At 60.5% G+C, this 23,153-nt stretch carries 31 protein-coding genes; 22 read left to right on the top strand and 9 right to left on the bottom strand.

All coding sequences use genetic code 11. The annotated features are described in order from the left end of the window. Nucleotide 1 precedes the first annotated feature (1 nt). The 3 genes from FIV09_RS19600 to FIV09_RS19590 are packed head-to-tail and all read right to left on the bottom strand — an operon-like array spanning nt 2 to nt 1,652. Nucleotides 2-661 carry a thioredoxin domain-containing protein gene (locus FIV09_RS19600; RefSeq protein ID WP_050532586.1) on the bottom strand — a complete coding sequence of 220 codons (660 nt, stop codon included), beginning with the start codon at nt 659-661 and terminating at the stop codon, nt 2-4. After that, entirely contained in the window at nt 658-1,080 is a 423-nt protein-coding gene (locus FIV09_RS19595; RefSeq protein ID WP_046002647.1) for a disulfide bond formation protein B, read from the bottom strand. The genes FIV09_RS19600 and FIV09_RS19595 overlap by 4 nt, the downstream gene beginning before the upstream one ends. A 5-nt stretch (nt 1,081-1,085) precedes the next feature. Beyond that, entirely contained in the window at nt 1,086-1,652 is a 567-nt protein-coding gene (locus FIV09_RS19590) for an SCO family protein (RefSeq protein ID WP_040643209.1), read from the bottom strand. Between the two features lie 213 nt (nt 1,653-1,865). Here FIV09_RS19590 and FIV09_RS19585 point away from each other — a divergent pair, with 213 nt between their 5' ends. The 6 genes from FIV09_RS19585 to FIV09_RS19560 all read left to right on the top strand — a co-directional run bounded on the left by FIV09_RS19585 (nt 1,866) and on the right by FIV09_RS19560 (nt 6,174). Next, the gene (locus FIV09_RS19585; RefSeq protein WP_007803476.1) at nt 1,866-2,294 is read left to right on the top strand and encodes a helix-turn-helix domain-containing protein; all 429 of its coding nucleotides are present in this window, start codon (nt 1,866-1,868) and stop codon (nt 2,292-2,294) included. Between the two features lie 82 nt (nt 2,295-2,376). Then, nucleotides 2,377-2,997 carry a cation transporter gene (locus tag FIV09_RS19580; RefSeq protein WP_152453295.1) on the top strand — a complete coding sequence of 207 codons (621 nt, stop codon included), beginning with the start codon at nt 2,377-2,379 and terminating at the stop codon, nt 2,995-2,997. 69 nt (nt 2,998-3,066) lie between these two features. Beyond that, a complete protein-coding gene (locus FIV09_RS19575; protein WP_005645237.1) occupies nt 3,067-3,837 on the top strand; it encodes a transglutaminase family protein in 771 nt (256 codons plus the stop codon). Then, on the top strand, nt 3,827-4,792 hold the full coding sequence (locus FIV09_RS19570) for a cation diffusion facilitator family transporter (RefSeq protein WP_007803480.1): 966 nt from the start codon (nt 3,827-3,829) through the stop codon (nt 4,790-4,792). Before FIV09_RS19575 ends, FIV09_RS19570 begins: the two co-directional genes overlap by 11 nt. Next, nucleotides 4,764-5,126 (top strand): STAS/SEC14 domain-containing protein, encoded by a 363-nt coding sequence (locus tag FIV09_RS19565; protein ID WP_152453293.1) that lies wholly within the window; start codon nt 4,764-4,766, stop codon nt 5,124-5,126. Before FIV09_RS19570 ends, FIV09_RS19565 begins: the two co-directional genes overlap by 29 nt. Before the next feature lie 301 nt (nt 5,127-5,427). Further along, on the top strand, nt 5,428-6,174 hold the full coding sequence (locus FIV09_RS19560) for a hypothetical protein (RefSeq protein ID WP_254702478.1): 747 nt from the start codon (nt 5,428-5,430) through the stop codon (nt 6,172-6,174). Nucleotides 6,175-6,292: 118 nt separating this feature from the next. Here the strand turns inward: FIV09_RS19560 and FIV09_RS19555 are convergent, their stop codons facing one another. The 3 genes from FIV09_RS19555 to FIV09_RS19545 form a co-directional block, all read right to left on the bottom strand. Beyond that, nucleotides 6,293-6,520, bottom strand: coding sequence for a hypothetical protein (locus FIV09_RS19555; RefSeq protein ID WP_152453324.1), 228 nt, complete (start codon nt 6,518-6,520; stop codon nt 6,293-6,295). A gap of 164 nt (nt 6,521-6,684) precedes the next feature. Then, nucleotides 6,685-6,942 (bottom strand): helix-turn-helix domain-containing protein, encoded by a 258-nt coding sequence (locus tag FIV09_RS19550; protein WP_152453289.1) that lies wholly within the window; start codon nt 6,940-6,942, stop codon nt 6,685-6,687. A gap of 124 nt (nt 6,943-7,066) precedes the next feature. Beyond that, nucleotides 7,067-7,327 carry a hypothetical protein gene (locus FIV09_RS19545; protein ID WP_152453287.1) on the bottom strand — a complete coding sequence of 87 codons (261 nt, stop codon included), beginning with the start codon at nt 7,325-7,327 and terminating at the stop codon, nt 7,067-7,069. 203 nt (nt 7,328-7,530) lie between these two features. Between FIV09_RS19545 and FIV09_RS19540 the strand changes: the two genes are divergently transcribed. The 15 genes from FIV09_RS19540 to FIV09_RS19475 all read left to right on the top strand — a co-directional run bounded on the left by FIV09_RS19540 (nt 7,531) and on the right by FIV09_RS19475 (nt 19,196). After that, entirely contained in the window at nt 7,531-7,884 is a 354-nt protein-coding gene (locus FIV09_RS19540) for a hypothetical protein (RefSeq protein WP_152453285.1), read from the top strand. 43 nt (nt 7,885-7,927) lie between these two features. After that, a complete protein-coding gene (locus FIV09_RS19535; protein WP_152453283.1) occupies nt 7,928-8,542 on the top strand; it encodes a lytic transglycosylase domain-containing protein in 615 nt (204 codons plus the stop codon). 107 nt (nt 8,543-8,649) lie between these two features. After that, nucleotides 8,650-8,934 carry a TrbC/VirB2 family protein gene (locus FIV09_RS19530; RefSeq protein WP_027246639.1) on the top strand — a complete coding sequence of 95 codons (285 nt, stop codon included), beginning with the start codon at nt 8,650-8,652 and terminating at the stop codon, nt 8,932-8,934. Further along, nucleotides 8,927-9,205 carry a type IV secretion system protein VirB3 gene (locus FIV09_RS19525; RefSeq protein WP_152453281.1) on the top strand — a complete coding sequence of 93 codons (279 nt, stop codon included), beginning with the start codon at nt 8,927-8,929 and terminating at the stop codon, nt 9,203-9,205. The genes FIV09_RS19530 and FIV09_RS19525 overlap by 8 nt, the downstream gene beginning before the upstream one ends. Then, nucleotides 9,195-11,558: a type IV secretion system protein B4 gene (locus FIV09_RS19520; RefSeq protein WP_152453279.1), complete on the top strand. Its 2,364-nt coding sequence runs from the start codon at nt 9,195-9,197 to the stop codon at nt 11,556-11,558. Before FIV09_RS19525 ends, FIV09_RS19520 begins: the two co-directional genes overlap by 11 nt. Further along, nucleotides 11,555-11,722 carry a hypothetical protein gene (locus FIV09_RS20505; protein ID WP_172975806.1) on the top strand — a complete coding sequence of 56 codons (168 nt, stop codon included), beginning with the start codon at nt 11,555-11,557 and terminating at the stop codon, nt 11,720-11,722. Before FIV09_RS19520 ends, FIV09_RS20505 begins: the two co-directional genes overlap by 4 nt. Nucleotides 11,723-11,777: 55 nt before the next feature. Continuing rightward, entirely contained in the window at nt 11,778-12,866 is a 1,089-nt protein-coding gene (locus FIV09_RS19515) for a lytic transglycosylase domain-containing protein (protein ID WP_152453277.1), read from the top strand. After that, on the top strand, nt 12,866-13,675 hold the full coding sequence (locus tag FIV09_RS19510; protein ID WP_152453322.1) for a type IV secretion system protein: 810 nt from the start codon (nt 12,866-12,868) through the stop codon (nt 13,673-13,675). Before FIV09_RS19515 ends, FIV09_RS19510 begins: the two co-directional genes overlap by 1 nt. 16 nt (nt 13,676-13,691) lie before the next feature. Further along, nucleotides 13,692-14,345, top strand: a complete 654-nt coding sequence (locus FIV09_RS19505) for a virB8 family protein (RefSeq protein WP_152453275.1) — start codon at nt 13,692-13,694, stop codon at nt 14,343-14,345. 101 nt (nt 14,346-14,446) lie between these two features. Then, nucleotides 14,447-15,142 carry a TrbG/VirB9 family P-type conjugative transfer protein gene (locus FIV09_RS19500; RefSeq protein WP_152453273.1) on the top strand — a complete coding sequence of 232 codons (696 nt, stop codon included), beginning with the start codon at nt 14,447-14,449 and terminating at the stop codon, nt 15,140-15,142. Then, nucleotides 15,139-16,515 (top strand): TrbI/VirB10 family protein, encoded by a 1,377-nt coding sequence (locus tag FIV09_RS19495; RefSeq protein ID WP_152453271.1) that lies wholly within the window; start codon nt 15,139-15,141, stop codon nt 16,513-16,515. The genes FIV09_RS19500 and FIV09_RS19495 overlap by 4 nt, the downstream gene beginning before the upstream one ends. A gap of 4 nt (nt 16,516-16,519) precedes the next feature. Further along, the gene (locus tag FIV09_RS19490; protein ID WP_152453269.1) at nt 16,520-17,506 is read left to right on the top strand and encodes an ATPase, T2SS/T4P/T4SS family; all 987 of its coding nucleotides are present in this window, start codon (nt 16,520-16,522) and stop codon (nt 17,504-17,506) included. Next, nucleotides 17,503-17,697, top strand: a complete 195-nt coding sequence (locus FIV09_RS19485) for a DUF4177 domain-containing protein (RefSeq protein ID WP_152453267.1) — start codon at nt 17,503-17,505, stop codon at nt 17,695-17,697. The genes FIV09_RS19490 and FIV09_RS19485 overlap by 4 nt, the downstream gene beginning before the upstream one ends. Beyond that, nucleotides 17,694-18,107: a hypothetical protein gene (locus FIV09_RS19480; RefSeq protein WP_152453265.1), complete on the top strand. Its 414-nt coding sequence runs from the start codon at nt 17,694-17,696 to the stop codon at nt 18,105-18,107. The genes FIV09_RS19485 and FIV09_RS19480 overlap by 4 nt, the downstream gene beginning before the upstream one ends. 12 nt (nt 18,108-18,119) lie before the next feature. Further along, nucleotides 18,120-19,196 (top strand): type IV secretion system protein, encoded by a 1,077-nt coding sequence (locus FIV09_RS19475; protein WP_152453263.1) that lies wholly within the window; start codon nt 18,120-18,122, stop codon nt 19,194-19,196. 336 nt (nt 19,197-19,532) lie between these two features. On the opposite strand, the gene pcaF is transcribed toward FIV09_RS19475, so the two are convergent. Genes pcaF through FIV09_RS19460 form a run of 3 tightly spaced genes read right to left on the bottom strand, consistent with a single transcriptional unit; the run spans nt 19,533 to nt 22,116 of the window. Then, entirely contained in the window at nt 19,533-20,726 is a 1,194-nt protein-coding gene (pcaF, locus tag FIV09_RS19470) for a 3-oxoadipyl-CoA thiolase (protein ID WP_152453261.1), read from the bottom strand. Next, a complete protein-coding gene (locus FIV09_RS19465) occupies nt 20,723-21,412 on the bottom strand; it encodes a 3-oxoacid CoA-transferase subunit B (protein ID WP_152453259.1) in 690 nt (229 codons plus the stop codon). Before FIV09_RS19465 ends, pcaF begins: the two co-directional genes overlap by 4 nt. Beyond that, nucleotides 21,409-22,116, bottom strand: a complete 708-nt coding sequence (locus FIV09_RS19460) for a 3-oxoacid CoA-transferase subunit A (protein ID WP_152453257.1) — start codon at nt 22,114-22,116, stop codon at nt 21,409-21,411. Before FIV09_RS19460 ends, FIV09_RS19465 begins: the two co-directional genes overlap by 4 nt. Before the next feature lie 103 nt (nt 22,117-22,219). Here FIV09_RS19460 and FIV09_RS19455 point away from each other — a divergent pair, with 103 nt between their 5' ends. Continuing rightward, complete coding sequence (locus FIV09_RS19455) at nt 22,220-22,981, top strand: IclR family transcriptional regulator (RefSeq protein ID WP_152453255.1); 762 nt, start codon at nt 22,220-22,222, stop codon at nt 22,979-22,981. Nucleotides 22,982-23,153 lie beyond the last annotated feature (172 nt).

Raw genomic sequence — 23,153 nt, 5'->3', positions numbered from 1 at the left:
ATCAGCTTTGGCTTGCCGCAACTTCCACTGCCACCAGCCTCCGCAATTCGGCCTCACCGAACGGATCGAGAGGCTTGCCGTTCACGAAGAACGTGGGCGTTTGGCGGACCCCGACTGTCTCGACATCGGCGCGGTCCTGGTTGAGCACCGCCACAACACCGGGGGCCAGCATCTGTGTCCGGGCAGCTTCGACATCCAGACCTCCGCTTGCTGCAATCTCAAGGATCAATCCGGGTGCCGGGGTCCCGTGAGACGCCCATCTGGGCTGCTCTCGCAAGACTGCCTCGAGCACAGGTTCAAACACGTCCTGCATGCGCGCCGCCTCGAGCACACGGATCGCTTCTACCGACGCCTCGCCGTGAAAAGGCGTATAGCGGATTACAACGCGCACCGCGTCTCCGTGCTCCGCCATGATATCCTCGACGACCGGATAGAAAGCGCGGCATGCCTCGCAGGCCGGGTCGAAGAATTCAACGATGGTTACGGGCGCATCCTCGGGCCCGAGGATCGGGGAATAGGGTCGGATCAGCGCGTTGGCCATTTCAGGGTCGATGGGATCGGACGCGGCAATCGGGTCGGGGCGGGTGGCATACCAGGCGGCCCCGCCGAAACCGGCGACCCCGAGCGCGAGAACGGACAGGATGAGGCCGCGTCGTTTCATTCTTGTGCTTCCTTCAGTGAGAGAGCCGACAGCAGCCCGATCACCACGAAGGCGACGAGCGCCATCAGAGGAATCGGAATGCCGAAGACCAGTTGATTGTCGTCAGTACAGGATGGGCCTGTCGCCGTGCAGGGCTGGATGCGTTCGGGGATCAGCTCGACATAGAGGCCGAGGTGCCAGAGCGCTATGGCGGCGCCCCCGATTGCCAGCGCGATCCCGTAGCGACCCACGCGCCGATCCTGCCACCACAGCCCGAGCCCGAGGACGATGGCCAAGGGAAACATGAAGGCACGCTGAAACCAGCAAAGCACGCAAGGTGTCTGCCCCAGAACCTCGCCGATGAAGAGCACTGCAAGCGACGCGGTGAGCGCGATGATCCAGGCCAGCCCGAGGGCCGTCTCTCCGGAAAGTCGGGTCATGACGATCAGATCCTCTCTCTCAGATCGGCGAGGATCTCTTCGGCGGGCGTGCCGTAGGGCCAGGAGTCCGCGAAGCCTGCTTGCGTGTCGAAAAGGAAAAGATGCGACGTGTGACCCATCGTGTATCCGCCCGGCGCAGTCGCCTGCTCGATCCGTTCATAGAATATCGGAAAAGTTTCGGATGTCGCGGCGATCTGCTCCGGTGTACCGGTAAGCCCGATGATCCCTGCGTCGAACATGGGCACGTACTCCGCTAAAGCCGTCGGCGTATCTCGCTCGGGATCGATCGTTATGAAAATCGGCTGAACCACTGCCGCCTCATCGCCCAGGCCCTCCATCACGGCCGCGACTTCGGACAGTGTTGTCGGACAGACGTCAGGGCAATTGGTGAAGCCAAAGAAGACCAGCATCCAGCGCCCTGCGAAATCTTCGTCCGTTTGGACAATGCCGCGATGATCGGTCAGTTCGAAATCAGCAAGAAACGGTGGTTCATTCTCGGCTCGGGCAAGGTCGGCACGGTAGTCGGACCATAGCAACAGCCAGATGAAAACGAACGCCGCCGCGCCCGCCAACACCCACAATACCTTCTGAAGACCTGAAAGCCTCACGCCGCTCCGCCCGAACTTGATTCTATATTTTGTGTGCGTTTACATCCTCTAGCTACTGTAGGTTCAAGCGTGATTGTCACCGATCGGCCAACAATCACCTATCTGTGAAACTCAGGTGAAGCTTGTGATGCGCACCGCATAAAGCTACACCCACTGTAGGTAATGTGGGGAGCGGAAATGCTGACGATTGGGACTCTGGCGAAGAAGACCGGAACAAAAGTGCAGACCATCCGGTATTACGAGCAGATCGGACTTATGCCTGAGCCCGGCAGGACCGAGGGGGGCCAACGACGCTATGGCGACGCCGAACTCGACCGCTTGTCATTCGTCCGGCACGCTCGGCAACTGGGCTTCTCGTTGGACGCGATCCGTGAGCTCCTCGATCTCAGCGATCATCCGGGAAAGTCCTGTGCAGAGGCGGATGCAATCGCCCGTCGGCAACTCAAACAGGTCGAGCAACGATTGGCGCGGCTCGAGGCGCTGCGGACGGAATTGAAGCGGATGGTGCATGAGTGCAGCGGCGGACAGACTTCTGATTGCCGTGTGCTCGAGGTACTGCGCGACCATTCCGAATGCCTGACCGACCATGAAGAGATCGGCGCCTGAGCAATTTCGACGACCTTTGATCGGAACGCAAAAAGCCCGGTGTTAGTTACTCATTGGCAATTCACTAATTTGGATACCCGGCATGGCGGAGCAGAGAAACGCAACGGAAAGACGCACACTCTGGATCGTGCTGGGTCTTAACATCGGGCTGGCAATCGCTTTCTTCGCCTCGGGCGCATTCGGCGATTCAAGCGCGCTTATCGCCAATGGCCTCGACAATCTGTCGGACAGTTTCGTCTACGCGATCAGCCTCTTCGCGCTGTCCCGCTCCGCCAGGTGGAAGCGCGGAGCGGCGAACGTTTCGGGCGGCCTGCTGATCCTCTTCGCCCTTGGAATCCTGTATGACGCCTGGCGCCGCTACGTCGGCGGATCGGATCCTCTTGGCACGATCATGATTGTCATGGCGCTGGTAGCGGCGGCCATCAACGCACTTTGCGTCTGGCTGTTGGCACGGCTTCGCGATCCGGACGTGAACATCCGAGCGGCGAATACGTTCAGCTGGAACGACTTCGCGGCCAATCTCGGAATCGTCGTCGCAGGCGGGCTCGTAGCCTGGCTCGGAACGAATTGGCCGGACCTTGTCGTGGGCGTGATTGTCGCCGGCATCGCGGCCTGGGGTGGCGTCGGAATCCTGAGAGACGCGCATGGTGAACACCACAAGGCGGTGCACAATGACGATCAGGTAACCAAGGACTCGGCCTGAAATCGGGGCTTGAAGCTACAGTGACTGTAGCAACTACATATTCTCGTGAACGATTCGAGGAGATATCCCGTGAACCCCGCCGACCCTCATTTGGCCAAAACCCGGCTGCTGGATTTTGACGCGACCTCAATTGCAAAACTGATCGAGGAGCGCGGCTGGGCAGACCTTCCCAGCGACGACCGAATTGGGGCCATCTACGATTTCGTCAGGAACGAGATTACCTTCGGCTACAACCGCGCCGACGACATTCCGGCGTCCGAGGTCCTCGCAGATGGCCACGGGCAGTGCAACACCAAGGGCACGCTCCTCATGGCCCTGCTGCGTGGCGTGGGAGTTCGCTGCCGACTGCACGGGTTCACAATCCACAAGGCGCTTCAGAGAGGCGTCGTTCCGGAACTCGTCTATCCCCTCGCGCCGTCCGAAATCCTCCACTCCTGGGTAGAGGTGGACTTGGGCGACGGATGGGTCAATCTTGAAGGCTTCATCCTGGACGCGCCTTTCCTGCAGACGCTGCAGCAGAAATTCCGCGAGACGGATAGTCTGTGCGGCTACGGGGTTGGAACGGAGTGTCTGAGCGCCCCGCCTGTCACTTGGTCCGGCAATGATACCTACATCCAGAAAACCGGTATTGTTCGCGATCTTGGAACCTTCAACGCACCCGACGATTTTTACTCAAAGCACCGCCAGAACTTCGGATTTGTGCGCGACTTGCTCTATCGCCACGTCATCCGTCACTGGATGAATGCCAGGGTTCGCCGCATCCGCCGCGGAATCTTGCCGCCGGTCCCCGGATTCGATCGGCCGAACCACCGCCATGAGGAGACGAACCGTGCCGCATGATCACGGCCACGCCCACATCGATCCTCAATCCGGTGATCGTCGCGTCTCCATCGCCATCTGGGCCAACGGCCTCCTGACGGTCGCGCAGATCGTCGGCGGGATCCTTTCCGGCAGCCTCGCGCTGATCGCGGATGCCCTCCACAATTTCTCGGACATGGCGTCGCTGGTGATCGCCTTCTTCGCGCGTAAGATCGCTCGCCGCCCGGCGGACAAGCGCATGACCTTCGGCTATGGGCGGGTAGAAATCGTCGCAGCGCTCATCAACTACACGACACTTATCCTGATCGGCTTCTACCTGATCTACGAGGGTGGCATGCGCATGATCGACCCACCAGAGGTACAGGGCTGGACGGTGGTGATCCTGGGCGGTGTGGCACTGGTCGTCGACACGTTGACGGCGCTGCTCACCTATTCGATGCAGAAAGGCAGCGTGAACATCCGTGCGCTCTTCCTGCACAACCTATCGGACGCTTTGGCCTCCGTGGCGGTCATCATCGGCGGCTCGCTCATCCTCCTCTACAACATGCGGTGGGTCGACCCGGCGATCACCATCGGCATCGCTCTCTACATCCTCTACCTCGCATTTACCGAGATCGGCGGTCCGATTCGGACGCTGATGCTCGGCAGTCCACCGGACATCGATAATGAAACCGTCGTTCAGGCGATGCGGGGTGTGGATGGTGTCGCGGACGTTCATCACGTGCATCTGTGGCAGATGCAGGAGCACGAGGCGGCTCTGGACTGCCACGTCGTGCTGACAGCGGACGGCTGGGGTCAAATCGAAAAGATCAAGGCCGCGATCAAGGACCGGCTGAAGGACGATTTCAGCATCGGTCATTCGAGTCTGGAATTTGAGCACGAAGACCGCGCACACGAAAACGCTGACCTTTACGGTCACGGCAAACCGGAAAAAGAGGAGGAAAACCATGTTCACCGAGACACTGACAGCTCATGACGACACGATTGGCCTCGCCTGCGAGGGCAAGCTCAGCGAAAGCGACCTGAAACGGATGCACGCCCTGCTTCATGAGCGCCTGCAAGAGACAAGTAAGCCCGGCCTGGTTCTCGATCTCACGAGGTTCGAAGGCTACGATGGGCCGTCCGCTCTGCTCGAAGATCTGAAAATCGACACAGCCCATAGGAATGACTTCCGCCGCGTCGCTGTGGTGGGCGAAGGGGCTTTGATGGAGTGGGGCGCCAAGTTCGCCGATGTGTTGACCAAGGCCGAACTTCGCCAGTTCGACCCCTCGGGAACGGATGCGGCAATCGCTTGGGCAAGTGAAAGGTAGGGGAGCTTTCAATCAGATGCCTTCGCAGAAGGCAGCATCTGTTCGAAACCATAAACAGAAGAACTACAGCAGTTGCGAGGCCCAAGAGCAATCCGAATTTTCTAAACATAGTCGCTCCTTTCGCAAAGGAGTAACTTCAGTACGTTGGCACTGCCCTTGCCGGAGCACTACCAAATCGTAATGTTTTAGCGGCTCAGGGCGCCAGTTGGTTAACATAAACTTCATTATCCGACTTTATACTTAGTGTTGCGATAGTATATTTTCGTATGTATGGTGAGCCCTGTTACAGAGGGTCCTCAGCATGCGTCAACTAATCAAGAAGCTCCTCCCCTCGGTCGCGGTCGCTTTGACTGTGACAAGTTCTTCGCTGCCGATCCCCGCCCGTGCGCAGACATACCCGATCGATTGCGCGATCCTCTTGTGCCTGTCTGGCGGCTGGCCCGCTTCCGTGCCCTGCTCCGGAGCTCGAGCCGAATTCATCCGACGAATTACCCCTTGGCCGGTGGAAGCTCCTCTTCAAATCTGGCGCTGTCCAATGGGCGCATCCTTTAAGACCGCTCCAGCAGCAAACAGTGCCGACCGCATCTTTGAAGTGTTCTTCCAGAACAACAGCACTGAACCGCGACAATCATTTCCAGTGCACGATATCGCTGACCCAATTGCGGCTCCTGGGCGGATACCAGAAGCCCCAGATTACCTTGTTCACGCCGATCAGGCCCTCCGGCTCGTTCAAGATCGGGCGGACATCGATATCAGTGGACCTGAGTTCAACTTCGTACGATCCATCCGCGTCTTTGATGTCCGGTATGCGCGACAGCATGAATCCGGACGTGACGGCGACTGCAATCGTAGCGCCACAGTGGTTCAAGGCTCCTATGGCACGCAAGGTGACTTCGCCTGGCAGAGGTCTTCCATAGCCGCCCTACCAGCCGAGCATGCCGGTCTCGAACGATGGGGCCAGAATTGCCCCGTCATCTATAATCGATCCGTCTTCGTCGATTGGCGCGACTACGAGGGCAACTACGGCTTTGAGCAGTTGAACTACTGACCTGCCACCGCAAAGGCTTGCCACGAAACTCGGCTTCTTTGACTTGTACGACGGCACCGCGTACCCGTCGCGATCCACAAGCAAATTGGCATTTCGGCAAGCACTACAGGCTCTTTCCTCACCCGTCCTCGTCTCTTCCGATCCGCGTGAGCGCATCGAAGTCGATTTCCTGCTTCTGTTTCTCAGTCAGGTCTGGCCGGGTATCTGATACCGGCTTGGGCCCATGGACGTCCCACATCACCGCATGCGCGCCTGTTGTCCAGCGATACACCCAACCAACCACGCTGCGCCCATCGGTCCCGATCAGATTTGCGATCGCGACGCCTTCACCTTTATCATCGTTCACTTTTTGCTGACTTCCTGCACTTTGGCGCTGAACTTGCGGCATGGCTTCAAACGGCGCTGGTTTGCGCCGCTGCCGCATGCGGTGGATGTTGGCTTACTGCTCTTTCTTGAGAGAGCTGATCCCAGATTGGGATGTCAAAGACAGGACATAGATATTTCAATGGGTTAAATTTTGTGGTCGGGCTCCGTGGCGGCTTGGACAATCGACAAGACTTCATTTTTATCAAAGCCAATGACCCTCGCCAGAACTGTAAACTCCACGACGTCGATACGACGCTCGCCGCTTTCGAGACGCGCCACAAACGACTGGTGGCGCTTGAGCTTCGCCGCCAACTGCTGCTGGCTGAGACCCGCATTCTGACGAGCATCAACCAACGCACGGACGAGCGCCAATTGGCCATTTGTTCTGATTGTTTTCGCCACGCGTCACACACTTTTTGTGACGTCGCTAGCGGATGAAATCTGTTATCTAAAAAGTAGATATTTGAGAGTGTTATAGGCGTCTGGTTTCCAAGGGATGCAAGTCTGATGCATGCCCAGAGGCCCATCAATCCCCCACCAGTTCGAGAAACCGATCGTAGTCCTGACTGACCTCACGGGCTTCTTCGAAAGCACGCGCACGCTCTTGCTCGAGGCAGCGGAAGAAGTTCTGAATGTCTGTGATGTAGACCTCAAAGTCCCGCCGTATGATGTCAGCATAGTCCCGGGCCGCTTGCGAATCGCTTGGGACAAAAGGCCGGACCGGGGCGAGACAGAATTCTGCGTGGGTTGCAGCCGGAACGAGCAAAAACATTGCTACAGACTGCATGCCCACCCATCGGCTCAACCGCAGGTTTCTGTAACCCCTATTTTCCTTGATAGACGCCAATGGCCGTGCCTAGAGTTTGAGTAACCGGGATACAGCCGTATCTTCCGCAATATATCTTGCGGTTAAAAATATACTATCGTAACTCTGGGCTTCAAGTGGGAATGCCCGGGTGTTGCGCATTTAAAGAAAGCGTGAGCCGGGCCATGAACTGGGACATCGAAGCACCAAATGTGGTTACGGAAGCACGTTTCCGCGAACTCTTGGAAAGTGGCTACAGCGCTGAGATCCTGTGCCAGGAGTCGGCACACAAGAAGGGCCCCAGCTATTATGGGGTTTGGATCATGCGCGTTGTCTCTGACGAGGGCGTGGAAAAACTCCTCGTCACGGCCCGAACCCGGACGACCTATAACGACATCAAGATCCGGGAGTTCAAAACTATCACAGGCGTGGTGTCCTTCCTCATCGGGATCGGCTTCTCTCATGCCGATGTGCCGCTCGAGGAAGGCCAGCGGACGACGCACAAGCTGGTTGCGACCGACACGGGCGGCAGCAAGTAGTCTCTTTCTCTTCTGGTTCCTGACTGGTCCCGCCACTGCGCAGATGGTGCTGGTCATGGAGAGCGATGGCTCTCTGACACCGTCCCGCTCTCAGAACAGCTTTGCCCGGAATTACAATGACGGCATCGGCCAGAGGTCCGCTGCTGATGAGCTGGCGATCCTCGGCGAGACTGGCCTTGGGCCAGACGAAATCCAGATGGCAGCCCTCTCGCGGCCCGCTCCCCTGCCCCGCGCCGATGTTCTTACAGCTATAGAAGCCACCGCCCTTCGCTATGCCGGGCATCGAGCGTTGCGCCGCGCAGACCTCTCAGTCCGAGACTGGCTGACCCTCTATCGCGCCAATATCGAGGTCGAGAGCGCCTACCGGCAGGATGCTGTCTCAAGCGCGGGCGCCATCGGCCTCGGTCAATTGATGCCGGCGACAGCACGCGATCTCGGTGTCGACCCGCGTGATCCGCTGCAGAACCTCGACGGTTCCGCTCGCTACCTCGCAATTATGCTGGAGACGTTCGGTGATCCGCGTCTTGCCCTCGCAGCCTACAACGCCGGACCCGACGCTGTGCGCCAATACGCCGGCATACCCCCTTACCGAGAAACCCAGACCCACGTGGCCCGTGTCATGGCCGTCGTGGCCCGATTGGAAGGATCAAATTCATGATGTCCCAACCTTTTTGGAAACCACTCCTCAAAATACTTATCGCCAATGTCACGAGAGCGCGTAGCGCGGCAGTGCATTGGCGATCCCACTTTTTCCAAACAAGTTGGATTTCAAACCTCTTTGTCGCCTCTCTGGCGCTCTTCCTGCTCATTGCCGAACCCGCCCTTGCGCAAAGTATCGATCTCTCGCCGATCCAAAGCCTGTTGCAGGGCATTGTCGATGCGCTGACCGGTCCGCTTGGCGTTGTCATCGCGACGCTGGCCGTGCTGGGCGTCTTCCTGAGCTGGTTCTTCAACATCATCGACCTGCGCCAAGCCCTCTGGGTGCTTGTCGGCATCGCCGGTGTTGCCGCCGCCCCCACGATCGTTGCCGCGGTCTTTGCCGGTGGCTGAGCGCGCGCCCCTCTTTCTGGGTCTCGTGCGCCCGCCCAAGCTTCTGGGCCTGCCCATCATGTACGCGATGGTCTGGCTTTTCGGCTCGGTGCTCTTATTCGTCTGGGTCCAGCACATCGCGGTACTGGGCGTGGCCGCCCTGCTCTACCCCGTGCTTTGGAAGGCCGCCGATTTGGACCCTCGTTTCATCGACGTGATGATGACGGCCCTGCAGGAGACACCGCCCACGCGGAACCGCTCCATCCATGGCGGGGACAGCTATGCCCCGTGAAGCTGCGCTCGATCCCCGCACGATGACGCCGGAGTGGTATGCGCGCGAGACCCGCCTCGCGCATATGCTGCCTTACGTCAGCCTGGTCGATGACCGCACCGTGCGCACGCGCGTGAACGAGCTTTTCCAGTGTATCCGTCTCGACGGGATCAACAGCTACACGACAGACGATGCCTATCTCGACAAGGTGACGGCGCTCTTCGCCCGGATCATCGCGCAGCTCGGGCCGGAGTTCAGTTACTATGTCCACAAGGTCTCGAAAGCGATTGCGCCGAACCTCGAGCCCGTGCGTGAGGACAGTTTTGCTGGAGAAGTTGACCGTCTCTGGCGCGCGAAACTCGAAACCAGCGGCCTGCGCGACAAGACCCTGACCCTCACGGTGATCCATCGCCCGCCTCCGAAAAGCGTCCTGCCGTTCCTGAACCGCAGCGCGCCGGATCGCCTCAAGGAAGCAACCAAGAAGCGCCTGTGGCGTCTCGGCGAGGCCGTGAGTATGTTCCTGTCGGGCCTGACGGAGCTGCATCCGCGCGTGCTAACAGCCAAAAGCGGCGAGTTGATCGGCTTTCTGGGCGCGCTCAACACGGGCCAGGAACTGCCGCTCTATCCGGCAAACACCTACGGCTTCCTGTCCTTCAACATTGCCAATACCCGGGTGACGTTTCACGGAGATCACTTCGAGCTCTCCGAAGGCGTCGTGGGACATCGCTACGGCAAAAGTTTCACCATCGGGGAATACTCCGAGGCCACCTCCTGCACCATGTTCGACATGCTGAACCTGCCTGTCGACATGATCGTCACGCACTCCTTCACGCCGATCAATTCGAACCTCATGGCGGGTCGCATCAAACGGCAAAAGCGCCAGATGCAGGCTTCTCAGGACGCGGCCCTGTCGCTCATGGAAGCGCTCGACATTGCTGCCGATGATCTCGAGGCCAAGCGCCAGAGCTTTGGCGAGCACCATATGGTCGTGACCATCTTCTGCGATACGCTGGACGAGTTGCAGACGCTGAGCGCCGAGATCGTCAATGCCGCCGCCGCCGAGGGCGTGAAGATGATCGGCGAGCGCGTGGCCGCCAAGGCCCATTACCTCAGCCAGCATCCGGGCAACCAGCCGAAACGCGTCCGTGCCAGTGCGATCACCAATCGCAACTTCGCGGATTTTGCGGCGTTTCACCGGACGCAGCTTGGCAAGTCTGCTCAGAAAACCCCTTGGGGCAAGGTCATCACCTATCTGCCCACGCCCGAGCAGAGCGCCTACCGGTTTTCTTATCATGAGCAAGGAAGCCCCGACAAAGAACCCACCAGCGGGCATACCCTGATCATGGGGCGGCCCGGCTCGGGCAAATCGGTCCTTTCCGCCTTCCTTATGACGCAAGCCCGTCGAGCAGGGGCGCGAATTTTCGTCTTCGACTACCGTCTCGGTATGGAGATGGCGGTCCGCGCCAATGGCGGGCGCTACGCGTCTTTGAAAGCCGGACAACCCAGCGGCCTAAACCCGCTCTGGACTGAGGTCGACGCGCGCGGCACCGCATGGCTCTCGGACTGGCTTGCCACCTTGCTCTACCGCGCCGACAAGCCGCTCACGCCGGCGCAAACAAATCGCATTCAGGAGGTCGTACGCCAGAATGCGCAGGCCACGAACCCAGCCTTGCGGAACTGGCGCGACTTCGCATCTCTTTTTGTGTCCACCGATGATGGCGGCGATCTGCACCAGCGCCTGCTCGAGTGGACCGAAGAGGGCCGCTACGGCTGGATCTTCGGGCAGACGCTGGAAGACACCTTCTCGCTGAAGGGCGATGTTGTCGGCTTCGATCTCACCGGCATTCTCGACAGCGAGGCCGAGAAGGAGCGCATGGCCGTCCTCTCCTACCTCTTCCGCCGGGTCGAGCGCGAGATCGAAGACCGCCGCCCCACCATCATCGTGATCGACGAGGCCTGGAAAGCCCTCGACAACGCGTATTTCGCCGAGCGGCTATCGAACTGGCTGGTGACCGCGCGCAAGCAGAACACCGTCGCGGTGATGATGACGCAATACGCCAGTCAGCTCGAGCGCACGCGGACCGGCAAGACCATCGTCGAGGCGGTGCCGACGCAGATCCTGCTCCCGAACATCCGCGCCCATGCCGCCGACTACGCGATGCTGAACCTCTATGAGAAGGAACTCGACGTGCTTCTCAACACCGGCAGCGACAGCCGCCTTGCTCTCATCTGCGACGACCAGGGATCCATCGTCGTCGATGCCGATCTGAGCGCCCTCGGGCCCAATCTCACCATCCTAGGCGGCATGGAAAAAGGCGAAGCGCTCGTCGGCGCCGATTACCGCGACCGCCCTGATTTCTGGAGGCTTTCATGATCCGTATTGTTTTAGCTGTGACGACGCTCGGTGCGCTGGTCTCCTGCGCCCAGTACCAGGAGCCGCAGGCCAATTGTTTCACCTTCCTGGCCTCGACGGCACCCACAGCACCTGATTGCAGCTTCACGCCTCTAAATGCGCCGGAGGGCGACATTGAAGTCTAGGCTGCCTCATATCCTGGCGCTTTGCCTGCTGCCCGGTCTCGCCTTATCTCAAGGCGTGCCGACCAGTGACAGCGGGCTGACCGCGCGTGACATCGTTGAGACTGGCGATCGCGAGGCTGACTTGGCCATTCAGGCCGACAAACTGTCCGTCCGCGAGCTCATTGCCGAGATCGAACGCGAACAATTGGAAACCCTGCAACGCATCCTCGATGCCCAAACCAGCTTTGGCGGTCAGGGCCTGGCGGCAATGGTCTCGGGCCTGGAAAGCCGCAGCGGCGATCCGGACCGCTCTGTCGAGGCGGTCTATGGCACGGGTGAGATCGATCCAAATCCCGGGGGCGCACAGATGTTCGGTGATGCGGCAGAAAACATCGAGCAGCTCATCATCCGCGTCGCGCAGGAGACGAGCGGGTTTGCGGGCGTGGGCCGCGCGGGTCTCTCCCCGGTCCAATGGCGCGCCCTCCTGCAGGCTCTCATCTGGCAGGAAAGCCGGTTTACCATCGGCGCGCGCTCGCCGGTCGGCGCCTTTGGCCTCACCCAGATTATGCCCGGTACGGCCAGCGATCTCGGCATCAACCCGGAATATTACGACAGCCCCTACCTGCAGGTGCATGGCGGCGCGCGCTATCTCGCCACCCAACTCAACACCTTCGATGGCAACATCATCAACGCGCTCGCGGCCTATAATGCCGGCCCCGGCCGGGTCTTTGAATATGGCGGTGTCCCGCCCTTTGCCGAGACCCAGCACTACGTCCAGGTCATTCCTGAACGCTACAATCTCTATCTGAGCCGCATCGGTGGGATCGAAGCGCTCGGCACGATCGATCCGGCGCTTCTAGCTAATGCGAACCTCTCAATCACCGGGCACGGCGCGGCCTTCTATGCCAGCAACTCGCCCGCCGCGATCCGACAGTCCGCCCTGCGCATAGCGGATATCGTCGAGCGGATTTCCGAAATGGAAGATGTGCAGGAGAGCGTCGCACTCAACACCTATGCCCGCGCCGAACTCGTGCGCCTCGTCGCGGCGCGCATCCGGCTTCAGGCGGCGCGCACCCGCGTCCTGAGCGCAGAAGAATTGGCGCAGGCCAGCGCCCGCATGGCCGAGGGCGCATTCATGGATTTTACTATCAGGGAGATTGAATGATGGGACGGATGTTTCTGAGAACAGCTTTGGCCACGGCACTTGGGATTGGCCTGCATCTCGGCACGCTATCCCCTGCTCTGGCGCAAGGCGTACCCGTCGTCGATACCCAGAACATCGCGCAAAACATCCAGCAGCTCCGGCAGATGATCGAAGACGAGATCCTGCAGAACGAGCAGCTGACGCAGCTCCGTGAACAGCTTGCGACACTCACGGAACAACTTGGCGAATTGCAAAAAACCTATGAAGCCCTCACCCGCCTCGCCGAACTGCCGGAAATCATCCGCACGGAGATGGAAGATGAATTGAACGGTCTTCTCGACCAGGAGTTCGGGGACATCCTTGCCACGATTGAGGCCATCAAAACGGGTGACTTCTCCGGCCTCTCTGGCTCCGGCGCGGGCGAGATCGAAACCCAGATGGACCGGGTGCTGGCCGATCTCGGATTTGACGACAACACCCTCTCGGAAATGGCCACCAGCGGAAATCCCGGGGCCAACCGCGTGGCGACGCAGGCCACCACCGGTGCCCTTGTGTCGGCCGCGGCCCAGAACAGCTATGAGGACGCGGGCCAATCGCTGGAACGCGTCGACCGCCTCGTCGGTCTCATCGACGACATGGACGAACTCAAGGAAAGCGTCGATCTTAATACCCGCGTCACAGCGGAACTGGCCATCGCGCTCGTCGCCATGTGGCAGCTCGAAGCCGTGCAGACCGTGGGCGATGGCACCGGCGGCGTCATCGATGCCGCCACCATCGCCGAGGAGCAGCGCTTCATGGATTTTACGCTGCCTGACCTCAGCGCGGACTAATTTCGAGGTGTGACGCGTGGTGAGTGAACAAGAAGTCATCGAAGAAGAGCTGGTCTATGGCGCGTTGCGCCGTGAACGGTTCTGGCAACGCCTTGGGCTCGTCGGGCTGATCTTCGGCATCCTCGGGTGCCTGAGCGCCGCGGCTGTCGCAATCCTCGATGTCGACCCCCCGCCCGTTGTTGTCCCCTATGATCCCGCCACCGGCTTTGCACTCCCCGAAGCCTCGGTGGGCGCCTCCTCGGTGACCGCCAACCAGGCGATCATCGAGGCGGAAGTCTTCCGCTATGTGACCGACCGGGAGGTCTATAACCAGCTCGACAATGACCTGCGCATCCGAAGTGTCCTGCGCCGCTCGGACGGGGCTGCAGAGAGCGGGCTGCGCCAGATCTGGAACAGCGCCAACGAGAATTACCCGCCGACGGTCTATGGCCCCAATGCGCGGCTCGACGTGGAAATCCTCAGCATCAACCGGATCGGAACCAACCGCGCGACGGTCCGCCTGCGCAAGCGCCTGACGTCCATTAACGGCACCCAGACCGGCCTCTTCACTGCGACGCTACTCTTCGAGTTCCGCCCGGAGACCCGTCGCTCCATCGATGAGGTCTGGACCAATCCATTCGGCTTCACGGTCCTCGAATATTCCATCCGCTCCGACAGATTGGAGAATTAATGCGTTTCCGGAATTCAAATCAAAATACTCTGTCGCCAATGTCCCGAGAGCGCGCAGCGCGGCAGGGTATTGGCGACACTCCTCGTTCCGGAAACGCATGTTTGTTGTTCACAAGATCGCTTGTTTTTGTCATTGCCCTGTTGCCCGGCCTTGCCTCCGCCGAAGCAATTCCGCGTGGCGGTCCCAACGACAGCCGGGTTCGCTTGGCCACCTACCAGGAGGGTCAGGTCTACCGTCTCAGCGTCTCGCTCACCCATGTCACCACTGTCGAATTTGGAGAGGGTGAAAGCATCCGCTCGATCATCGCAGGCGACACGGAGGGCTTCGAGATCGACGGCGTTCCGGGCGGGCAGGCCTTCGCGATCAAGCCCGTCGCACGCGGCGTGCATACCAATGTGACGGTCTATACAAACCGGCGGAGCTATTACTTCAACGTCCAAGAGACCCGCAGCCCGACCTTTTACGTGGTGCAGTTCCGCTACCCCGAGAACAATACACGTCCGACGCGTGCCATCGCGGCCCAAGCCCCGAACTACAATTACGGTGCCAGCGCGCGGACCGAGTTCACCCCGACCCGTGTTTGGGATGACGGGACGTTTACGTATTTCGAATTTCCGCGGAACGCGCCGGTGCCGGCGATCTTCCGCTACACGAATGGCCGCGAACGGACAGTCAACACGCAAGCCACCGAAGACGGCGTTATCCGGGTCTCGGGCGTGAACAGGCAATGGGTGCTGCGGATAGGGGAAGAGGCGGTCTGTATCGAGGCCACGCCACCTGCGGGGGTGGGATCATGAGCGACACCGGAAACGCGGACCTCGAGAAACGTCTCGCCGCCCTCGAGCAGGGCAAGGGCACAGGTTCCCCCCCTGCCCCACGGCGCTCGCCGCTGCTCGCTTTGGTCGTCGTCCTCGTGATCGGCGCGGGCGGTGCGTTGCTCTATCTCATGTCCCAACCTGAGGAAGAGGAGGCCCTGCCCACGGCAACGCCGGATGTCTTCCAGAACGAAGGCGACGGCTTTGGCGCCATCGAAACCCTACCTCCACCCGAGCCCGAAGTGGTTTTGGTCGCACCCGAGCCGGTGGAACCCAATGCCGAGCTTCTCGCCCAGATCACCGCCCTGCAGGCCCAGATCGAGGAGTTGCGCAACGCTCCTGAACCGGTCGTCGAGGAAGACACCGCCGCCGAAGCCATTGATGCACTGACAGCGCAGATCGCCGCCCTGCAGTCCGCCTCGGAAGCCGCACAGCAACAGTTTCGCGATGAGCTCACGGCCCGCGATCGCGAGCTTGAACAACTCCGCATGGATCTGGAACTGGCCCAACTCGAGGCCAACCGCCCCGTCCCCGCACCCATCGGTCCCACCGAGGACGAGTTGCGCGCGCGAGAAGAAGAACGGCTGCGCCGCGAGGAGGAAGCAAGACGGCTCGCGGAACTTGAGCGCCGCGCGGCCGAAGAGCGTGCGTTTCAGGAGCGCCGGATCGCCTCGCCCACCATCGCCTTTGGCGGCACATCAGGCGCGAATGAAACGGCACTGACCGAGCGCACCTTTGGCGAGGTGACGGATTTCGTGCTGAACGGCGCGCTGCCAACGTCCGTGACGCAGGCTGAGGTCATCGCCAACCCCTCCAACACCATCATCCAGGGCACGATGATCCAGGCCGTCATGGAAACCGCCCTCTACAGCTCCCTGCCCGGTCAGACCCGGGCCGTTGTTTCCGAAGACGTGTTCAGTTTCGATGGCAGCCGTCTCCTGATCCCGCGTGGGTCCCGCCTCATCGGGCGCTATCGCTCTGGCGTCGATATCGCGCAACGCCGGGTCACCATCGCTTGGGACCGGATCATCCTGCCCGCGGGCCAAACCGTCCAGATCAGCTCCTTCGGCGGTGATGAACTTGGCCGTTCGGGTGTCACCGGTTTCGTGGACACGCGCTTTGATGAGCGCTTTGGCTCGGCAGCGCTGATTTCGCTGATCTCCGCCGCGCCAAGCGCCGCCGCTGCCAATGTGCAAGATGAGACCACAGCGGATGTGCTCGAAGACGTGGGCGATGATCTGGCCGATGCCACAGACAGCGTGATCGGCGATTATCTCTCGATCGGTCCGGTCATCTATGTCGACCAGGGGGCCCGCGTCACAGTGATGGTCGACCGCGACCTGGAGATATTCTGAGCCCATGTCGCTGAGTTATCTCCAGACCTCTCTCGACCGGATCGATGCCGCCGCCCGCGACGATGTCATCGAGATCTGCATCAATCCCGACGGCACCTGCTGGGGAGAATTTCAGGGCGATCACTTCATGCGCGCGCTGGACCAGAGGCTGACGGGCGTTCAGGTCAGGGACCTCGGCAACCAGATCGCCTCATCGGCCAATACCACCATGAGCAAGGACCGCCCCATCGTCTCGGTCTCGATCACCTACAAGGGGCGCCCGATCCGCGCACAGGTCATCACCCCGCCCGCCGTGCTCTCGGCCATGTCGATCAGCCTGCGGTTCTTCTCAAGCCTGCCACTCGAGGGCATCGCACTCGATTTCCTCTACGGCACGGAACGCAAGCTCGAAGACCTGCGCGTCGAAAAGAAGCGCGCCTTGCGCGCCGTGGTGACCGCGGGTTTGATCGATGATGCGCTTGCATTCTGCGTCGAGAACAAACTCAACATGATCGTCTCAGGTGGCACCTCCACCGGCAAAACCGTGGCCGCGCGCAAGATCCTCTCGCACGTTCCGGCCGAGGAACGCATCGTCACCATTGAGGAAGCCGCCGAGCTTCTGCCGACCCAGCCCAATGCCGTGACCCTCATCGCCAATCGTGACGCCGAATTCCAATCCGCCGATGTGCTTCTCACCGCCACGCTGCGCATGCGCCCCGACCGGATCATCCTGGGCGAGGTGCGCGGCAAGGAGGCCATGACCTTTCTGGAAGCCATCAACACCGGCCATGGCGGGTCCATGACCACGCTGCATGCCGAAACCCCGCAACTCGCCGTGCAGCGGCTCGCGATCGCGGCACTCAAGACCGAAATCCCGATGACCTATGCCGACATGATCCAGTACATCGAGAACTCCATCGACGTGATCATCCAGGCCGGCCGACATGACGGCAAACGCGGCATCACAGAATTCTACCTCCCCGGCGCAACTGAGATTGGAACTTCTCCATGAAGACATTTGAATATGACATCCTGTCCTTTCCCATGACCCGCAAAAGCAGCCTTGCCGATATGCAGACCTGCCTGAATGAAAAGGGCTCTGACGGTTGGGAGGTCGTGTCGATCAGCTCTTCGGAGTTCGCCAATGTGGGACATACGGTCTTCCTGAAGCGTGAAACCACACCCGCTGGAGCCACGGCATGAGGCAGGCGGGCTATCCCCTCGCACTGACAGCGTTAGTCCTGGGCCTGACGGCCGCTCCCACTTTCGCCGAGCGCAATCTCGTGCCGACCCTCGAGCGCAGTTTCACCGTCTGTCCGGACCGGCCCGCTGAGCCCGTCCGGATGCAGGAGATCCCCCTGCGCCAAGCCTATCAGCGCGTATTGATTCAAGACATCTACCGCGCCCAGAATCTCGAGCGCATCGTCGAGACCGGCAGCTGCGACTGCGCGACCCGGTTCCCCTCTTGGGACGCGGCCGAGGCCGTGTTTCGGGAGAGCTACGCGAGCGACGAACGATGGGAAATGCTGCAAGCCTCGGACGGCTACAACCGCCGCGCCAACGCCGCCCGTCTCGAGGCCAAAGCGATCTGCGAAGCTGCGGGCAACTGGTGAGGCACAACCCCAATGAGCGTCGTCACCTATTTCGTTGAAACCTCACAGGGCTATCTCGACACCGCCGCTGAAACCCAGTTCGGATCTGTCGCGGCGACGGTTGGCACGCTGCTGGTGTTGGGCACAACGCTAGTGGTGATCCTCGTCTTCCTGAACATGATCTACCAGTACAAGGCGATGGACGGGCGCACGGCTTTTTGGCTCGCAGTCAAGATCGGGCTTATCGGGATATTTGCGACCAATTGGGTTCAGTTCAACGCGCTGTCCTCCGCCATCCTGGCCGGGATCGACAGCATCGCCGGCGCGCTGGTTGCTTCCGTTGGTGGTGGAACTCCCGGCCCTTCTGGCACTTTCGCCGAAGAGTTTGACCGGCTAATCGCGGAATTAGGGGACTATCTCAACGCCGCTGGGTCCGAGCTGAACTGGATGGCAGGGGCCATGCTCGACATTGTCGGGGTCCTCTTGCTCTCGATCCTCGGCGGGCTGGCCGCCTTCATCCTCGTGGCATCCCGCCTGATGATCGCACTTCTGATTGGGATCGCGCCGGTGATGATTTTCCTGACCCTCTTCGAAGTGACCAAAGATTATTTCACGCGCTGGCTGTCGGCGCTGGTTTCCTTTGCGCTCTATCCCATCGTCGTGGCCGGCGTGTTTGCCACGATCACCGGAGTTTCTTCCGCTCTGATCGGTGAGCTTGGCGACCCGGAAGGGGCTTCAAACATAGGCGCGCTCATCCCCTTCTTCATGATGGTCCTCATGGCCAAGGGCTTCATCATTGCCACGCCCTTCATCGTCCGCGCGATCTCCGGAAACATCATGATGCCCGCCCTCTCTGGTGGGCTCGGCGGCGGCTACAGCTTCACCCGCGCCGCCATGGGCAGCCAGCAAGCCTACAACCGCTATTTGATCGGCGGGGCAAGTGGCGCAGAATACGCCGCCCTCAGGGCGCGGCAGTTCTTCGGCGTGCAGCAGATGCCCGTGAGACAAGGCATGGGGCAGACGGGTTCCGCAGTAGGAACAGGATCCGCTGACTCGGGGTCAAAAATGCTGGCGCAGCTGGCGAGACTGGGTCGACTTGGACGACGGTGACGGCCCAGTGCAGTCAATCGTGCGTGGTGCGGCGAAGGTCAGCTTCAAGCCGGTTTCTGTGTGAAACCTCTGCGGGTGCGGTAAGCGAAAACTACAAGGTACAGCACCACCGAAACCTCGGCCAGGACGTCCAAGACCGTGGCGAGCCCGGTGCCCGAGTTTATACTCAACAAGCTTTTCGTCACAGCAACCGCAAGCTCGCAGAAGTTCGATTTGTCGATCGATACGCAGGGTGCCTCGATCTTGTGGTGACGCGCAGCGCCCAAGCTGAGTCACAGGCCAGCGCGACGACGCGATAGGCTTGGATCAATATGAGCACCACTATGAGTTCAAGCATCATACCCGCTCAAGAGCGATGGCAATGCCTTGTCCAACGCCAATACACATGGTCGACAAGCTCTTTTCACCCGACTTCAGGTCCAGCATGGCGGTCCCCGTAATACGCACGCCAGACATTCCCAGCGGATGGCCAAGGGCGATGGCCCCACCATTGGGGTTCACCCGCGGGTCATCATCCGCGACCCCAAGATCGCGAAGCGTAGCAAGGCCCTGCGATGCGAAGGCTTCATTGAGCTCGATTACCGAGAAGGCATCTTCTCTGAGATCCAACCGTTGCATTAGTTTCTTCGAGGCCGGGGCCGGGCCGAAGCCCATAATGCGTGGGGCGACGCCTGCCGTCGCACCGCCGAGCACGCGGGCGACCGGCGTCAGCCCATGCGCCTTTGCCGCGGCCTCAGACGCCAAGATCAACGCTGCGGCCCCGTCATTTACGCCCGAGGCATTGCCCGCGGTCACGCTGCCGCCTTCGCGGAAGGGCGCTGGTAGTGCACCCAGCTTCTCGAGTGTGGTCTGGCGTGGATGCTCGTCAGTATCGATAACGAGAGGATCGCGCTTGCGTTGCGGGATGGTAATCGGCGTGATCTCTTTCGCGAGGCGACCCGTGGCAATTGCGCGGGCTGCCTTTTCCTGCGAACGCAGCGCAAATGCGTCCTGGTCAGCCCGCGAGATGTCAAAATCCTCGGCCACGTTCTCGGCGGTCTCCGGCATCGAGTCTACGCCGTATTGCGCTTTCATCATCGGGTTCACGAAGCGCCAGCCTATGGTCGTGTCATAAACTGCATTGGCCCGCGAAAAGGCGCTTTCGGCCTTGGGCATCACGAAAGGCGCGCGCGACATGCTTTCGACGCCTCCGGCAATGGCCAAGTCGATTTCGCCTGCTCGAATGGCGCGCGCGGCGGTTATCACAGCATCCATGCCCGAGCCACAAAGCCGGTTCATCGTTGTGCCCGGCACTTCGACGGGAAGTCCCGCGAGTAGTGCGGACATGCGCGCCACGTTGCGGTTGTCTTCACCCGCCTGGTTGGCGCAACCATAGAAAACCTCGTCCACGCGCGCCCAGTCGATATCGTTTCGCGCCATCAGCGCCTTGATCGGGATCGCGCCGAGATCGTCAGTGCGCACCGAAGACAGCGCACCGCCGAAACGGCCAATCGGGGTGCGGATGTAGTCACAGATAAATACGTCGGTCATGCCAGTTCCTCCGGGCAGATCAGGTCGGCCACGTTGCCGTCGACATGCAGCGTCGCGCCGGTAACGGATTGCAGCGCCTCGAATGAGAGCCCGGGCACCTTCTCGCGCAGAACGAAGCGTCGATCCACGACATCGACGATCGCAAGCGAGGTGTATATCCGGGTGACGCATCCGACCCCGGTGAGCGGCAGGCTGCAGGCCTCGACAAGCTTGGGCGCACCCTTCTTGGTGACGTGGTCGGTCAGCACCGCCACGCGCTTTGCGCTTTGGACAAGGTCCATCGCACCGCCCACGGCCGGCACGCCGCCTTTGCCGGTCGACCAATTGGCCAAATCGCCGGTCTGGGCGATCTCGTAGGCCCCGAGGATCGCCACGTCGAGATGCCCGCCGCGGACCATCGCAAAACTGTCGGCATGGTGGAAGAAGGCGGTCCCGGGCTTCAAGGTAATGGCCTTTTTCCCTGCATTGATTAGGTCCCAATCCTCATCGCCAGGGTCAGGGGCCTTGCCAAAATCGAGAACCCCGTTTTCGGTGTGAAAGACTGCTTGCCGGCCTTCGGGCTGGAAACGAGCGACCATTTCGGGAAAGCCGATGCCGAGGTTCACGTAGGCACCGTCCTCAATGTCCTGAGCGGCGCGCCATGCGATCTGGGCGTTGGAGAGCTTTTGAGCGGAGATATCGGTCATGGGTACACGGCCTCTTCGCGGTTGAGCACTTCTTCTTGCGCGGGGTTCGCCACCTCGATCACCTGATCAACGAAGATACCCGGGGTGACCACGTGTTCGGGATCAATTCCGCCCAGGGGGGTAATCTTGGTGACCTGCGCAATTGTAGTTGTCGCGGCCATCGCCATGATCGGATTGAAGTTCCGCGCCGCCATCCGGTAGGTCAGGTTGCCGTGCGGGTCGCCGAGTTCGGCCTTTATAAGCGCGAAATCTGCCTTTAACCAATTTTCGCGTATATAGGGCCGACCCTCAAAGGTCTCGGTGTGTTTGCCCTCAGCAATCTGGGTGCCGTAGCCGGTTGGCGTATAGAAGGCTGGTATCCCAGCTCCGCCGGCGCGGATCCTTTCGGCCAGAGTGCCCTGAGGAACGATCTCCAGTGCGATCTTACCTGCCAGGTAGCGTTCGGTGAACACCGTGGGATCTGCCGAGCGCGGAAACGAGCAAATGAGCTTGTCGACCCGCCCCTGCTCGATAAGCGCGGCAAGGCCGACATGACCGTTGCCAGCGTTATTGTTCACAACTGTCAGATGCTTGGCCCCATGATCGATCAGGGCGTGGATCAGCTCGATTGGCGCACCGGAGCCGCCGAAGCCGCCGATCATGACCGTAGCACCGTCCCGGATAGCGGATACAGCCTCGATCGGTGTCGGGATAGTTTTGTCCATAGCGTCGCCTCCTTACCGAGGGCTCTACGAAGGCTCAGGACGGACATCCAGAAAAAATGTTCACATCTTGATCTTTGTTCAAATTGCGTACACACATGTGCGCATGGCGAACACTCCGACAGATTTCATCGCCTCGCTTGCTAAGGGGTTGCGGGTGATCGAGTGCTTCGGGGCCGAGACGCCCCGGCTCTCCATCACCGACGTGGCCGCGCGAACAGGCCTCGACAGGGCCACTGCACGGCGCTGCCTGCTGACGCTGCATAAAGAAGGCTATGCCGAATATGACGGAAAGTTCTTCACGGTAACGCCCCGGATACTGCGGCTCGGCATGGCGGCCCTCGCAACGCTGCCGTTGCCGCAGCTCGCGCAGCCCTGGCTCGATCAGCTATCCGAACAGATCGGGCAGTCCACGTCGCTGTCGATCCTTGACGAAACGGACATCGTTTACCTCGCGCGGGCCGCGCAACGCCGGGTAATGTCCGTAGGGTTGATGCCAGGCTCGCGTTTGCCGGCGCATTGCACATCGATGGGACGGGTCCTGCTGGCGGCGCTGCCCGAAGAAGCGGCGCGAGCGCTTCTCGACCGATCCGATTTGTCACCACGTACGGCCTTCAGCCTGACCGACCCGGAAGAGATTATGGCCGAGCTGGCTCGCGTGCGCGCGCAGGGCTATTGCCTGATCGATCAGGAGGTCGAGATTGGTCTGCGCTCTATCGCGGTGCCCTTGACCGACATCCGGGGCCGCGTCGTGGCGGCGCTGAACACCGGCGTCGCGGCAACGCAAGATTCTGTCGTAACACTGGTCGAGAAGTACCTCCCCGCGATGCAGCGGACGCAAAGCGGGATTGGACGAGTTCTTTCATGAGGTCAAAGCACGCACATCCGGTGCTGCCATTTCCTGCGATAAATCATCGAAGCAAAGCGACGCAATTATTCCGGACCTGATACGGTGGAAGATCAAATCCTCAAATCACATCTTGAGCGTAAACCAACGGGGTCGTTTGGATAAATGTCGGAGCAAGTTCTCTCACCAAGGA

Source organism: Roseivivax sp. THAF197b (genome assembly GCF_009363255.1).
Classification (GTDB): domain Bacteria; phylum Pseudomonadota; class Alphaproteobacteria; order Rhodobacterales; family Rhodobacteraceae; genus Roseivivax.
Note: the sequence above shows the minus strand (reverse complement) of the source record. Positions and strands in the feature narration are given on the sequence as shown.